This is a genomic window from Microbacterium sp. 5K110, assembly GCF_005774735.1.
Classification (GTDB): Bacteria; Actinomycetota; Actinomycetes; order Actinomycetales; family Microbacteriaceae; genus Microbacterium.
This window is the reverse complement of sequence record NZ_VBUM01000089.1, coordinates 1-14,098: the sequence shown is the minus strand read 5'-3', so window position 1 is coordinate 14,098 and position 14,098 is coordinate 1. Positions and strand designations below refer to the sequence as shown.

The following is a 14,098-nucleotide window of genomic DNA, read 5'->3' as shown; positions in this document are numbered from 1 at the left end:
CTCCCCCTTCCCCCCCCGCGTGAGGGGTCAAAATCTGTCGCCTGCACCGCGTCGAAGCGACAGATTTTGACTCCTCACGCCCGGAGTCGCGGCGGCAGAAGAATGCCGTTCAACGGGAATGGGGCGGCGAGGCTCCGGCATCCACGTCAGCATCGGCGGGTACCCGTCGAAGGAGACGTCATGACCCCCACCGTCCGCACCCGCGTCGCGATCGTCGGCGCCGGCCCCGCCGGGCTCCTCCTGTCCCACCTACTGGATGCCGCCGGCATCCCGTCGATCGTCATCGACCAGCGCTCTCGCGACGAGATCGAGAGCACGATCCGCGCCGGCATCCTGGAGCAGGGCACCGTGGAACTGCTCGACACCCTCGGCGACGCCTCGCGCGTGCGCACCGTCGGGCACCGCCACGACGGCATCGAGCTGCGATTCGCGGGCGAAGGCCACCGCATCGACTTCGCGTCCCTCGTCGGCCGCGGAGTCTGGCTCTACCCGCAGCACGAGGTGCTCAAGGACCTCATCGCCGCGCGACTGGCCGCGGGGCAGGACCTGCGCTTCGGCGTCACCGCCGAACGTGTCGAGGACGCCGAGACCGATCGGCCCCGCGTGATCGCCCGCGACGCCGACGGCCAGCCGTTCGAGATCGAGGCGGAGTTCGTCGTCGGCTCCGACGGCTCCCGCAGCGTGGCACGCGCCGCGGTGACCGGATCCAGCACCGGCGGCTACTTCCGCGAATACCCCTTCGCCTGGTTCGGCATCCTGTGCGAAGCCCCGCCGAGCTCGGAGGAGTTGATCTACAGCAACTCCCCCGACGGCTTCGCCCTCGTCAGCCAGCGCTCGGACACCGTGCAGCGCATGTACTTCCAGTGCGACCCCGAGACCGACACGGCCGCCTTCAGCGAGGCGCAGTTGTGGGACGAGCTGCAGAAGCGCGTCCCCGGCACCACGCTGAAGGAGGGCCCGATCTTCCAGCGCGACGTGCTGCGCTTCCGCAGCTTCGTCGCGCACGAACTGCGTCTCGGCCGCGTCGCACTCGTCGGCGACGCGGCCCACACCGTGCCTCCCACGGGTGCGAAGGGCATGAACCTCGCCATTGCCGACGTCCGCCTGCTCGCCGACGCGCTGCGCGCCCTGCTGCTCGAGGACGACACCCGTCTTCTCGACACCTACCCCGAGCGGGCGCTCCGCCGCATCTGGAAGGCGCAGCACTTCTCGTGGTGGATGACGAGCCTGCTGCACGTCGCCCCGGATGCCACCGACTTCGACCGCCACCGCCAGCTCGGCGAGCTGCACGCGGTCGTCGAGTCGCGTCATGGCCAGGCGTACTTGGCCGAGGCCTACTGCGGCTGGCCCTCTGCCTGAACGCGTGAGGGGTCACTTTCTGTCGCCTGGAGCTGCGCCAGGCGACAGAAAGTGACCCCTCACGCGTTACAGCCAGTGCTTGCGCTTGAACGTCAGCCAGAGGCCGAAGGACGTCGCCGCCATGAGCGCCAGTGCCATCGGATAGCCGAGGGTCCAGTCCAGCTCGGGCATGTTCTTGAAGTTCATGCCGTAGATCGCGCCCACGAGCGACGGGCCGAACAGGATCGCCGCCCACCCCGAGATCTTCTTGACCTGCTCGTTCTGTTCGAGGGCGGTGTCGGTCTGCCGCTGCGTGACGAGCGTGGCGTTGACGGTGAGGGCGTTGTCGAGGATCGCGCGGAGCGAGCCGAGCTTGTCGCACTGGCGCAGCACGTGATCGAGCACGTCGCGCAGCGACCGCTGCAGCTCGATGTCGACGCCGTACTTGTCGGCGCCGCGCAGGAGTGCCTGCAGCATGTCGCGCAGCGGCTCCGTCGCGCGCTGGAAGTGGATGACCTCGCGCGCGAGCTCGTAGATGCGCTGGGTGAGTTCGGCGTCGCCGACGCCGAACAGCTGATCCTCGATCTCATCGACGTCGTTCTGCAGACCCGCGGCCACCGGGTCGTACTGATCGACGACTTCGTCGAGGATCGCGTAGAGAACGGCTTCGGGACCGCGCGCGAGCAGCTCGGGCTGCCCTTCGAGACGGCGGCGCACGCGCGACAGATCGGGGACCTCCGCCTGGCGGACGGTCACGACGTAGTCGGCACCGACGAAGACGTGCAGCTCGCCGAAGTCGACCGTCTCGGTCGCATCGTCGTAACGGGCCGGGCGCAGCACCGCGAAGAGGTTGCCGCCGTAGCGCTCGAGCTTCGAGCGCTGGTGCCCCGACAGGGCGTCCTCGACCGCGAGCGGGTGGAGGGAGAACTCGGCGGCCACTCGCTCGAGTTCTTCCGGCGAGGGGCGCAGCAAGCCGATCCAGGCCATGCCGCCGTGCGCTTCCATGTACTCGAAGGTCTGGTCCAGGCTCGCCGGGTTCTTGATCCGGAAACCGTCGACGTACACCGCGCTGTCGATGATGGGCATGGGGTCCGTTCTACCGCCCCCAGGTGGACGAATGATGACCGTTGCGCTCGGGCCGTGTCAGCCCACGGGCTGCGCGGCGGCCCGCCGGGACGCCCCCCGCACTGCGCCGATGCTGGCGACGATGACCAAGGCGATGCCGCAGATCTCCAGCCACGAGAGGCGCTGACCGAGGAGCAGCAAGCCGGCGATGGATGCCGTGGCGGGCCCCAGACTCATCATGATCGCGAAAGCGGAGGCGGGTAGCCGACGCAGGGCGATCAGCTCCAGCGCGTACGGGATCGTCGACGACAACAGCGCCACCGCAGCGCCCAGCGCCAAGATCTCGGGCCGGAGGAGCACCGCGCCGGCGTCCAGGATGCCGAAGGGCAGCGCGAGCACCGCCCCCACCGTCATCGCGAGCGCGAGACCATCGAGGCGCGGGAACTCCCGCCCCACCCGGGCCGAGGCCACGATGTACAGCGCCCAGCTCACGGCAGCGGCGAGCGCGAACAGGACGCCGAGCAGGTCGAGGCGATCCCACCCGCCGGCACCGAGGGCGACGACCCCCGCCAGGGCGAGGCCCGCCCACAGCCATCGGGCGATCCCGACGGCGGTGATGATCGACAGGGTCAGCGGGCCCAGCACCTCGATCGTGACGGTGACGCCCAGCGGGAGCCGCGCGAGCGCGAGGTAGAAGAGCCCGTTCATGGATGCCAGGACCACGCCGAATCCGATGACCGACCGCCACGCCCGCGCGCCGTGTCCGCGGAGCTTCGGGCGGGCGATCGCCAGCAGCAGGAGCGCCGAGAACACCAGGCGCAGCATGACGATGCCGAGGGGTCCCGTGTCCGGGAAGAGCATCACCGCGAAGGACGCCCCGACCTCCTGACAGGCCAGACCCACGAGCACGAGCGCCGCGGCGGGACCCTGCCCGAAGCGCGTCGTCATCGCGCGACCGCGGACCCGGTCACTGTGCGGGCGGCGGGCAGATGGCGATGGTGCCGAGGTTGTCGCGCATCTGCTGCGCCGTCCACGGCAGACCGGCCTCGGGGATGCTGCGTCCTTCGGCCGCGGGGGCCTTGGAGGCGATCGCCGCGAGCTCCCACGCCAGCCACGCACCGGCGGCCTGGTTGGCCCCCGAGTTGTTGAGGACGACCGCGACGGACATACCGGTCTGGGGGTCGGCGAACGCTCCGACGATGTACCCGGGGGCGGACCCGAACTGGCCGATGAGCGATCCGGCCTGGTAGGCGCCGCCCGCGGCGGTGAACCACGTCGGGGTCTCGGGGCTCACCGGGACGGGCGCGGCGAAACGGTCGGTGCCTTCGGGCAGAAGGGCACTCGTCGCCAAAGCCTGGGCGTATCGCCCGAGGTCGGTGATGTTCGTCACGACACCGGAGTCGGCGCCGCCGATGCTCGCGGACGAGACGGTGTAGTCACCGGGGTCGGTGCAGTTCCACGCGCCCTCGGCGTTGGTCTGCGACCAGTACCCGTTGAGCGCGTTGTCCGACGGGGGCGCCGCCGCGGGCCCGGGCAGCGACGTCGCGCCGAGCCCGAGCGGGTCGGCGACGCGCTCGGCGATGAGGTCGGACAGCTTCTCGCCGGTGGCCCGCTCGACGGCCAGGCCCGCGAGGAGGTAGTTGGTGTCGGAGTCGGCGAAGGCCGCCCCGGGCGCATTGCGCCGCGGGCTGGCGATGCCGTACGCCATGAGTTCGCGGGCGTTCCACACGCGGTCGGGATTGATCAGCATCTGGCTGCGCAGGATCGCGCCGTACTCGCCGAGGCCCGAGGTGCCGTCGCACAGCTGGCGCAGCGTGATGTCGTCGAAACCGGGCAGACCGCTCACCCACGTCGACACGGAGTCGTCGAGCGAGAAGGTGCCGGCGGCGGCGAGCTCGTAGACGATGTCGCACGTCATGGCGCGCGTGACGTCACCCGCGCGGAAACCCATGTCGGCGGTGACGTCCGCGCCGCCCGGGCCCTGCGTGCCGAGGCCCGTGACCCACGTGCCGCTCCAGGGTGCCCAGACACCGACGATGGCGCCCGTCGACCCGGTGATCGCCATCGCCGAGGTCACGGCATCCTGCAACTGGGCGACGGTGTCGTCGGGAAGCGAGCCCTGCACCTGCTCGGGGACGTCGATGGATGCCGACCCCTGCGGTGTGCAGCCGGAGAGGACGAGGGCGACGATGCTGGATCCCGCGACCGCCATGGCCGCCGAACGACGCCATCCCCGCATGTGAACCCCCACCATTCCGCGCGCGATGAAGCATGCGCTCCAAGAATTCAAACACACGCCGAACGGACGGAGTGGCGGCTTGCGCTCCGGAGCAGTCACGGCTGCATCACATCTGCGACGCCGGCCGGGCATTAGGGGTTAGGTTTACCTAACTCGTTGCGTATGATGGCCGCATGAACGCCGTCGCTTCGTTCTCCGCCGCCCTGCGGGAACGGTCGAGCGCCGCCCACGCTCCGTCCGAGATCGCGGATTTCCTCCTCGGTCTGCTCACCGGCGCCGGCACCCGCGAGGATTACATCGCCCACGTCGCGCAGCAGTGGTTCATCTACCAGGCTCTCGAGGCCGGTGCCGCTCGGCTGCACGACGACCCGGTGGTGTCGGTCTTCCTCAGCGAGAAGCTGACGCGCCTCCCCGCGATCGAAGCCGACCTGGAGTTCCTCATCGGGTCGGACTGGCGCGAGCGCATCGCCCCCTTGCCGACGACCCAGGCCTACGTGTCGCGCATCCGCCGCTTGGCCGCACGGTGGCCGGGCGGCTTCGTCGCCCACCACTACACGCGCTACCTCGGCGACCTCTCGGGCGGTCGCTCGATCGGTCGCGTCCTGCAGCGGCGGTTCGGGTTCGAGACGAACGGCATCGGCCTGTACCTCTTCGCCGACATCGCCGACCCCACGGCGTTCAAGCGGGTCTACCGCGACCAGCTGGATGCCGCGCCGTGGGACGACGACGAGAAGGAACGCGTCATCGACGAGGTGCTCGTCGCCGCCCGCTTCACCACCGAGCTGTGCGAGGACCTCGCGCGCGCGAAGGCCGCTCAGGTCGCCTGAGCCTCCTGCTGGCGGCCGAGCCAAGCCTGCTTCATGAAGCGCCGCACGTCTTCGTCGACGCGGATGTCGCTCGGGCGCAGCGGCCGCGTGAGATACAGCCCGTCGAGCGAGGTGAGACGACTCAGGGCGACGTAGGTCTGCCCGGGAGCGAAGGCGCCCGCACCGAGGTCGACGACGGCGCGGTCATAGGTCTTGCCCTGCGACTTGTGGATCGTGACCGCCCAGGCCAGGCGCAAGGGGAACTGGGTGAACTCCGCCACGATCTCGCGCGAGAGATTCTTCGTCCCCGGGTCGTAGGCGTAGCGGTACCTCTCCCACACCGCGGGCTCCACATCGTGCTCGACGCCGTCGACCTCGACGCGCACGCTGTCGCCGGCGATGCGCGTCACGGTGCCGATCGTGCCGTTGACCCAGCGGGGCGCCTCACCGAACTGCGCGCCGTCGTTGCGCAGGAACATCACCTGCGCCCCGATCTTCAGGGTCAGCGCCGGTTCCGCGGGGTAGTTGGCCTCGCCGCGCCCGAAGTCCCCCGAGATCTCGGCGTTCGCCGTCTGCGTGCGGCCCACCAGTTCCTCGAGGTGGCGCCGGTTGATCTCGTTCACGCGGTCGTTGCGCGTCGCGAGCGTGATGATGGGGTGCTCGCCGTCGGCGGGATGCGGCGGCGTGCGCGCACCGGCGCCGTTGAGCACCCCCGCCATCTCGGCGGTCACGCGCCCGTAGCGCACGGCGTTCAGCAGCGCCCGGAACCCGGGGTCGGCCTGCCGGTGGATCTCGACCAGTTCGTTCACGTGCAGGTCGGCACCGTGGCGCCCGATGTCGATGAGCCCGTCGCCCGCGGACTCCCCCGACCACACCTTCGCGTCGAAGAACCAGAACGAGCGGTAGTGGTCGCGGATGTAGCGCGCCTCGTCCCCCCGCGGCGGCACGGGGGCGAGCTGATACGGATCGCCGAACATGACGATCTGGGTGCCGCCGAACGGCTCGGCGCGACGGCCGCGCGCTTGCCGGAGCGAGCGGTCGATGGCATCCATGAGATCGGCGTTGACCATCGAGATCTCGTCGATCACGAGCGTGTCGATCGCGTTGAGGATCTTGCGGGTCGCGTCGTTCTGCTCGATGTCGCCGTTCGCGATGAGCCCGATCGGCAGGCGGAACAGCGAGTGGATCGTCTGCCCCTCGACGTTGAGCGCAGCCACGCCCGTGGGCGCGCAGACGGCGATCTGCTTCTGCGTGTTCCAGGCCAAGTGCTGCAGCAGTGTGGACTTGCCCGTCCCGGCGCGGCCGGTGACGAACACGTGCTCGCGCGTGTCCTCGATCAACCGGAACAGCGCCTGCTGCTCGGTGGACAGGGGTGGCGTGGTCACCGGTTCATGCTAGTTCGCGACGGATGCCGAGACACCGGCCGGCGGCTCGGTGTGGACGACGAGCCAGCGGGCCTGTCCGGACAGCACGTCCTCGACGTGACTGCGGAAGCGGGGGCACTCGGTGATGTCGTGCGCCCGGCACCGCAGCGCGTGCTCGGTCATCGCGCGGGCCTGGGCGATGTCGGCGGCCCGGCGATCGAGCTCCGCGACGTGCTCCTCGAGCACGCGATGACGATCGGGGGCGTCCTCGTCGAGGAGGACGCGGATCTGGTCGAGCGACATGCCCGCCGCCTTGTTGCGGAGGATGACCGCGATCCGCACGAGGTCGTCCTCGCCGAAGAGCCGTCGCCCGGCGGTGTCGCGGGCGGGGCGGAGAAGCCCCGCGTCCTCCCAATGGCGCAACACGTGGGTGTCGAGCCCGAACCGTGCTGCCGCATCGCCGATCGTCTCGCCGTTTGACTTCATGTCGACATGAAGTCACACGATGGTCGCGAACGCAAGCGAGAGGAGCCCGTCGTGTACGAGGCCATCATCATCGGAGGCGGCCCGGCCGGCCTCCAAGCCGCCCTGACCCTGGGGCGCATGCACCGCCGCACCCTGCTGCTCGACTCGGGCGAGTACCGCAACGCCACCGTCGACCACGCCCACAACCTGCTCGGCAACGACGGCGTCGCGCCCGCCGATCTGCGCCGCCGCGGCCGCGACGAACTCGCCGCCTACCCGACGGTCGAGGTCCGGGATGCCACGGTCTCGGCGGTCGCAGCCGACGGCGACGGCGTGGACGTCGAGGTGGACGGCGAGACGCTCCGGACCGCACACCTCGTGCTCGCGACGGGGCTGGCCGACGACCTGCCGCCGATCCCTGGCCTGGCGGAGCACTGGGGAGGGCGCGTCGCCAACTGCCCGTTCTGCCACGGTCACGAGTTCGCCGGCCGCCCCGTCGCCGTGCTGAACGCCTCGCCGCACGCCGCGATGCTGCGCGGAATGCTCGCGCCCGTGGCATCCGAGGTCGTCGTCCTCGATCCGGCGCGCGTGTCCCGCGTCGAGCCCGCGGCCGACGGTCTGCGCCTCGTCCTCGACGACGACGCGACGCTCGAGGTCGCCGGCGCGTTCGTCGCCCCCGCGTCGCGTCAGCGGGCCCCGTTCGCCGCGCAGCTCGGGCTCGAGGTGCAGGAATCCGGTGCGGTGCGCATCGACCCGTTCGGCCGCACGAGCGTGGAGCGCGTCTTCGCCGCCGGCGACATGGCCCACCCCGACCACTTCCCGGGGCCCATGGCGACACTCGCGGCGGCGATCGCCGCGGGGCAGCTGGCGGCCGTGGCGATCGTGCAGTCCTTCGCGACCGCGCCCTGAAACCCAGGGGTCGGGCACCCGACCGACCGGGCCCGCACCTACCCCCGGGCTCGTCCCGCGGCCACCCGCGCAAGGCTCGACAGCTCGATCGCGCGCGCGTCCACCCCGCCGGGGACCGTCATCCTCGTCGGGATGTAGCCGAAGGCGAGATCGTGCGCGGGGTCGGCGAAGGCGATCGCCCCGCCTGCACCGTCGTGGCCGTAGGCCCGGAAGCTCGCGAACGGCATGTCGAGGTGCGGCTTCATGAAGACGATGCCGAAGGCCAGGGACGCATCCAGGACGACATCGCGCCCGCGCACGTGCATCTGCGCCATCTCCGCGAACGTCTCCGGCGGCGCGATCGGGTCGCCGACGTGGCCGAGCGTCGCCGCGTACAGCCGCGCCAGGCCCCGCGCGGATCCGACGCCACCCGCGGCCGCCGTCCCTCGGCGCCGGACGGCCGCGGAGTGCGGTCCGAATTCGGCGAGGAGCCCGTCGCCTGGGCGGCCGAGCGGGCCGAATGCCGCGGCGGCGAGGTCGTCCCGCGGGCCGGGATCGGCCGAGCCGTCGAGCACGGCCGGACGCGGGTCGACGTACCGGGCGGCCTGATCGTCGGGGAGACCGAGGAAGAACTCGATGTCGCGCGGCGCTCGTATCCGCGACTCGTAGAGGTCCTGCAGCTCTTCACCGGTGGTGCGGCGGACCAGCTCCTCCATCAGGATGCCGATCGTGATGCCGTGGTAGCCGAAGGCGGCTCCGGGTCGCCACAGCGGCCGCTGGCGCGCGAGCCGTTCGGCCCCCGCGCGGGAGTCGATCGCGTCCTCGGGGCGGATGCCGTCGTCCGCCGCCGGCAGCCCCGCCTGGTGCGACAGGAGCTGGCGGACCGTGATTTCACCTTTCCCGGCCGCGGCGAACTCCGGCCAGTAGTACGCGACGGCGCGATCCAGCTCGAGGTTGCCCTCGCCGAGGAGCATCGCTATCACGGTCGCGGCCACGCCCTTGCTCACGGAGTACACGCCGGTGAGGGAATGCGCGCCCGGCCCGCATGCGAGGTCGACGACGACCTGGTCGCCGACGAGGATGCACAGCTGCGCACCCCAGTCCGGATCAGCCGCGGACCACTCCGCGAGACGGGCGCGAACCGGTGCGAAATCGGGGCGGGCCCCACCCTCGACAGAGTTCACGGCATCCTCCTCGTGAGGGTCCCTCCGGCGGTGCCCCAGCCGCCGATGACCGGCAGCTCGAGGATGCTGCGGGCCTCCGATGTGGAGAGCAACCGCCGTTCCTCATGGCGCGTCGGCGCGGGGTGGAAGGGGTGGGCCGCCCCCGCGACCTGCAGCCGAAGGCGGTGGCCGGGGCGGACGGTGAAGGCCGAGGGCGACAACGTGACGGTCGCCTCGGCCGCCCCCGCCTCGCTTCGGACGAACCCGTCGGCGATGTTGCGCGACACTCCGCGCGGGTCGACGTCGCACAGACGGACGAACCAGTCCTGCGAATGGGCGAGCGGCGCGGTCGCGATCCGGACGGAGGCGCGGCCGGCGAGAGTGAGCGGATGCCGAAGCGCGTCGGTCGAGAAGACCTGCACGTCGTTCCGCTTCTCGCGCGGCCGCTGGTTCCGGCGTCCGGCGAAGTCCGGATTGAGCCCCCGGCCCCCGGCCGCGGGCGGGAGATCGGACGGATCGACGGTCCAGCGCACGTCTACGCGACCGCGTGGCTCGGAGCGCAGCGAGCCGCCCTCATCCAGGATCAGTCGTCGTGTCTCCGCAGCGGGGGGCCACGCGGGGAGCTCCACCCAGCGGGACAGCCCCTCGTCCCACACCGCGGCGCCGCGACGGGCGTCGCCGTCGAGCGCCCGCAGGGTCTCGCGGATCACGGCGGTCGCGATCGGTGCCGAGCCGTGCGTCCACGGCCCCACGACGAGCCGGACGTCACGCCCCGCCGACGTGAGCGCGTCATGATCGTCGAGCTCGCCCACCACGAACGGGTCGTACCAGCCGGCGACGAGGGTGGCCGGTGGCATCCGGTCCCGGATCCCGGTGCGACGCAGCGGGTCCCACCAGGGATCGTCGGGCGCGTCATGCTTCACCCACTCCCGGTAGGGCGGATACGACTCGCCGGCCAGCAGCACGCGGTCGGCGGCAGCGGGCGCCGCCGCGAGGGCCGCCGGCATCCGCCGCTGGAGCGCGCGAGCGGCGCGCACCCGGCGCAGGCGTGGAAGCTCCTGCGTGAGGAGCCCGCCGATCCACATCAGCGCCATCTCGGGCGCGAACACCCCGTGGGGATACACGGCCGCGGCGTGCATGTCGGTGGCGGTCACGGCGGTGGCCACCGACGCCACCCGGCCCGCATCAGCGGCGATCACCGAGTACGCGGTGTGGCCGAAATAGCTCGCACCGAGGAGCGAGATCGGTCGGTCCGCCCACGGCTGATCGGACAGCCACGCGAGGGTGTCGGCGCCGTCCTCGAGCTCGCGGGCGAACGGGTCGAACTCCCCACCCGATCCGAAGGTGCCGCGGCAGCTCTGCACGACGACCGGGTGCCCGCGCTCGGCGAGCAGCCGGGCGAGCAGATCCATGCCGTCGCGGCCGTACGGAGTACGGATGAGAACCAGCGCCGACGACGGATCGAGGGGCCGCGGGAGCCACACATCGCACAGCAGTTCGACACCGTCGCGCATGCGCGTCGGCACCGCGCGCCGGACCTCCGGGCGCGCGCTGGGCGCCGGCAGGCGCCCGATCATCCCGACCACCCGGCTGCGAAGCGTCATCCTCGTCCTCCCCTTCCGCGGGCCCGTCTGGCGCCCGTCATCCCTTCACGGCCCCCGCGGCGAAGGCGTCGATGAGGCGGCGCCGCAGGATCGCGTACATCACGAACACGGGGATGACGCTGATGACGACGCCCGCGGCCAGCCGACCGAGGTCGACGTCCGCCCCCTGGAACGCGCCCTCGCTCCGCAGCAGCGGCAGCGCCACCTGCACGGTGTACGACGCGTTCGTCGTGATGACCTGGGCGAAGATGTACTCGTTCCAGGCCGCGAGGAAGCACAGGATCGCCACCGTCGTGAGCCCGGGGAGCACGATCGGCATGAGCACGTGCCGCATCCGACTGACGATATTCGCTCCGTCGAGTTCTGCCGACTCCTCGATCTCCTTCGGGATCGCCCGGAAGAACGGGATCAGCAGCAGAACCGCGAGGGGAACGTTCATCGCGGCGTAGAACAGCACCAGGAAGAACAGCGGTACCTGGATCAAGCCCGACCGCACCGCCATGAGGTACGTCGGCACGAGAACCGCGAACTGCGGGATGAGGAACGCCAGGCCGAACGCGATCTGGGCTCCCGTCGCGAACCGCGAGCTGCGCCGGGCGATGCCGTGCGCGGCGGGCGCGGCGAGGAGGATCGTGAGGAGCACCGACCCGACGGCCACGGCGAGGGAGTTGGCGGATGCCGCGATCAGACCGACCGCGTCATTGGCATCCGCGAATTTGGCGAACGAGAACGACCCCGGAAGACCCAGCGGGTCGAGGGCGATCTGCGTGTTCTCCTTGAACGCGCTGACGACGAGGTAGTACAGCGGGAGCACGATGAGCGCGGCGTAGAAGAGGACCGGCACGTAGGCGGCCGTCCAGCCGAGCACGCGACGGGGTGAGGACGCGGTCATGGTCACTCCTTGGTCCGGAAGGCGAAGCGGATGATGCCCATGCCGAGGAGGCCGACGAGCAGGCCCACGACCCCGATCGCCTGGCTGTAGCCGATGCGACCCGAGACGAATGCCTGGTCATAGAGGTAGAACGCGAGGGTCATGGTGTTCGAACCGGGGCCGCCGTTGGTGAGCAGGAGCACGGTCCCGGCGGACCCGAGCAGCAGCCACAGGAACTGCAGCATGGTCATGAGACCCACGAAGTCCTTCGACATCGGCAGGGCGATGGACACGATCTCGCGCCAGATCCCCGCACCGTCGAGGCGCGCGGCCTCGTAGACCTCGTCGGGCACGCGGCCGAGCGCCGCGGAGAAGATCACGGCGGTGGCCCCGATGCCGGCCCACGCCTCCGTCGCGATGATCGCCCACAGGGCGGTCGAGGGATCGGCGAGCCAGAGCCGCTGCAGATCGCCCAGACCGACCGCGGCCAGGATGCTGTTGATCGCTCCCCGCGGTTGGTAGAGGCCGGTGAACATCATCGCGCGGGCCGAAGCTGACACGATCCACGGGGTGAAGAAGATGATCGACAGCACCGCGTGCCCGGGCGGTCGGCGGCTGAGGAAGAAGCCGAGCAAGAACCCGAGCGGGATGATCAGCAGCAGCCCGACACCGACGTACAGGACGGTGTTGACGATCGCGACGCGCAGGATCTGGTCCTGGAACAGGTAGGCGTAGTTCGCCAGCCCGCTCGGCGTCGGGATCGCGACGAGGCTGTTCCAGGTGAAGAAGCTCAGCACGATCATGGCCAGCAGCGGCACGACCATGAACAGCCCGTACCAGACGAGCGCGGGCGAGACCTCGAGCACCTGGCCCGCACCGCGGCGGCGCGCGGACGCGCGTCGTCGCGGTGCGGAAGCGATCACTGTGCTTGCCACGCCTGCTCCAGGCTCGTGGTGATCTGCTCCGCCGTGGATCCCGCCACGAAGGCCTGGGTGGATGCGCGGAAGAAGGCCGAGGTCACCGTCGGCGACAGGATGTTGTAGGTCGGCTGATACACGGTGGTCTCCGACGGCAACTCCTTCTGCGACGCGACGTTCAGCGGCGGGAGGACGGACTCGTCGAGCGTGAGGTAGCCGTCGCGGGCCGGGGAGATGTAGCCGATGTCCACGAACTGGGCAAGGTTCTCCGGCTGGTAGAGGAACGAGATGAACTTGCCGACCTCATCGATCTTCTTCTGCCCGTTGGGGCTGACCCATATGCCCGTGGACTGCCCGGCGAAGCTCACCGGCTTCGACACGGGGCTCCCCTGCGGCAAGGGGAAGCCGCCCAGCTGCACGTCGATCTGCGGGAAGGTGGCTTGCGCGTTGCCGTAGCCCCACGATCCGTCGAAGAGCATCGCCGCTTTGCCGGCGCCGAAGGCCGCAACCTGGTCGGGATACTTCATGCCCGCGGAGTCGTCGCTGAAGACGCCCGCGTCGCGCAGCTGGAGCATCCCGTCGATGACCTTCTGGCCGTCGGCCCCGGCCCAGTCACCGCTCTGGAAGAGGGCGGTGACCTCGTCCTCGGTGAGCAGGGTGAGCGCCACGAGCGTCAGCACGCCGGGTGCCGGGTAATCCGCACCACCGACGGCGAAAGGCTGCACTCCGTTCGCCCGGAGCGCCGTCGACAGCGAGATGAGGTCGCCCCACGTCTTCGGCGGTGCGGTGAACCCGGCCTGCTTCAGGAGGTCCATGTTGTACCACATCGGCCAGTTGTAGCCCTCGAGCGGGAAGGCCTGCAGCTGCCCGTCGGCGTTCGTCCACGCCTTCAGCGCCGAGTCCGAGAACACGTCTTTCAGGCCCCACTGATCGAGGTATCCCGACACGTCGACCGTCGCGCCGTTCTTCAGCCACGTCGTGGGGTCGCCCACGAGGTTCGTCATGACGATGTCCTGCTCGGTGCCCGACACGACCGACTTGCCGTAGGTCGTGGGCAGGTCGGTCTGGACGACGAACTGGTTCGTGACGGTGACGCCGGGGTTCGCCTTCTCGAACTCGTCGGCCATGGTGTTCAGCCACTTCCCCGCCGGACTGTCGGCGGAGTAGAGGCTCAGCGTGGTGATCTCGTCCGAGCCGCCGTCCGTGTCGGAGTTCTGGGCGGTCGAACAGCCGGCCATCGAGAACGCCAGGGCAGCGGCCGTGGCGAGGCCGACGACGGCGCGCAGGCGTCGACCGTGGCCGAGGGTGTGGTGCGTCATTGCAGGGACCTTTCTCAGCGTTGAGAGGTGGGGGTGGGAAGGGGGACGACGGTGGCCCC

13 protein-coding genes are annotated in these 14,098 nt (G+C 70.6%); 3 read left to right on the top strand and 10 right to left on the bottom strand.

Annotated elements, in window-relative coordinates:
- Window positions 1-180: 180 nt before the first annotated feature.
- Window positions 181-1,359: a 4-hydroxybenzoate 3-monooxygenase gene (locus FE256_RS15245; RefSeq protein ID WP_138177354.1), complete on the top strand. Its 1,179-nt coding sequence runs from the start codon at window positions 181-183 to the stop codon at window positions 1,357-1,359.
- Between the two features lie 66 nt (window positions 1,360-1,425).
- Here the strand turns inward: FE256_RS15245 and FE256_RS15240 are convergent, their stop codons facing one another.
- From FE256_RS15240 to FE256_RS15230, 3 genes are read right to left on the bottom strand one after another with little or no spacing between them, the layout of a single operon-like run.
- Window positions 1,426-2,424 (bottom strand): magnesium and cobalt transport protein CorA, encoded by a 999-nt coding sequence (locus tag FE256_RS15240; protein ID WP_138177352.1) that lies wholly within the window; start codon window positions 2,422-2,424, stop codon window positions 1,426-1,428.
- A gap of 57 nt (window positions 2,425-2,481) precedes the next feature.
- Window positions 2,482-3,351, bottom strand: coding sequence for an EamA family transporter (locus FE256_RS15235; protein ID WP_138177350.1), 870 nt, complete (start codon window positions 3,349-3,351; stop codon window positions 2,482-2,484).
- Between the two features lie 19 nt (window positions 3,352-3,370).
- On the bottom strand, window positions 3,371-4,615 hold the full coding sequence (locus FE256_RS15230) for a serine hydrolase domain-containing protein (RefSeq protein WP_252371048.1): 1,245 nt from the start codon (window positions 4,613-4,615) through the stop codon (window positions 3,371-3,373).
- 200 nt (window positions 4,616-4,815) lie between these two features.
- Here FE256_RS15230 and FE256_RS15225 point away from each other — a divergent pair, with 200 nt between their 5' ends.
- Window positions 4,816-5,469 carry a biliverdin-producing heme oxygenase gene (locus FE256_RS15225; protein WP_138177346.1) on the top strand — a complete coding sequence of 218 codons (654 nt, stop codon included), beginning with the start codon at window positions 4,816-4,818 and terminating at the stop codon, window positions 5,467-5,469.
- Here the strand turns inward: FE256_RS15225 and FE256_RS15220 are convergent.
- Together FE256_RS15220 and FE256_RS15215 are read right to left on the bottom strand one after the other, a co-directional pair.
- Entirely contained in the window at window positions 5,457-6,833 is a 1,377-nt protein-coding gene (locus tag FE256_RS15220) for an ATP-dependent DNA helicase (RefSeq protein ID WP_138177344.1), read from the bottom strand. The genes FE256_RS15225 and FE256_RS15220 overlap by 13 nt on opposite strands.
- A 9-nt stretch (window positions 6,834-6,842) precedes the next feature.
- The gene (locus FE256_RS15215) at window positions 6,843-7,298 is read right to left on the bottom strand and encodes a MerR family transcriptional regulator (RefSeq protein WP_138177342.1); all 456 of its coding nucleotides are present in this window, start codon (window positions 7,296-7,298) and stop codon (window positions 6,843-6,845) included.
- A gap of 6 nt (window positions 7,299-7,304) precedes the next feature.
- Here FE256_RS15215 and FE256_RS15210 point away from each other — a divergent pair, with 6 nt between their 5' ends.
- The gene (locus FE256_RS15210; RefSeq protein ID WP_252371047.1) at window positions 7,305-8,186 is read left to right on the top strand and encodes an NAD(P)/FAD-dependent oxidoreductase; all 882 of its coding nucleotides are present in this window, start codon (window positions 7,305-7,307) and stop codon (window positions 8,184-8,186) included.
- Between the two features lie 38 nt (window positions 8,187-8,224).
- Here the strand turns inward: FE256_RS15210 and FE256_RS15205 are convergent, their stop codons facing one another.
- Genes FE256_RS15205 through FE256_RS15185 form a run of 5 tightly spaced genes read right to left on the bottom strand, consistent with a single transcriptional unit; the run spans window position 8,225 to window position 14,039 of the window.
- A complete protein-coding gene (locus tag FE256_RS15205; RefSeq protein WP_138177340.1) occupies window positions 8,225-9,349 on the bottom strand; it encodes a serine hydrolase domain-containing protein in 1,125 nt (374 codons plus the stop codon).
- Window positions 9,346-10,932 carry a CocE/NonD family hydrolase gene (locus FE256_RS15200; RefSeq protein WP_138177338.1) on the bottom strand — a complete coding sequence of 529 codons (1,587 nt, stop codon included), beginning with the start codon at window positions 10,930-10,932 and terminating at the stop codon, window positions 9,346-9,348. Before FE256_RS15200 ends, FE256_RS15205 begins: the two co-directional genes overlap by 4 nt.
- Before the next feature lie 37 nt (window positions 10,933-10,969).
- Entirely contained in the window at window positions 10,970-11,824 is an 855-nt protein-coding gene (locus tag FE256_RS15195; RefSeq protein WP_138177336.1) for a carbohydrate ABC transporter permease, read from the bottom strand.
- A gap of 2 nt (window positions 11,825-11,826) precedes the next feature.
- Window positions 11,827-12,738, bottom strand: coding sequence for a carbohydrate ABC transporter permease (locus FE256_RS15190; RefSeq protein WP_138177334.1), 912 nt, complete (start codon window positions 12,736-12,738; stop codon window positions 11,827-11,829).
- On the bottom strand, window positions 12,723-14,039 hold the full coding sequence (locus FE256_RS15185) for an ABC transporter substrate-binding protein (RefSeq protein ID WP_138177333.1): 1,317 nt from the start codon (window positions 14,037-14,039) through the stop codon (window positions 12,723-12,725). The genes FE256_RS15190 and FE256_RS15185 overlap by 16 nt, the downstream gene beginning before the upstream one ends.
- Window positions 14,040-14,098: the final 59 nt, after the last annotated feature.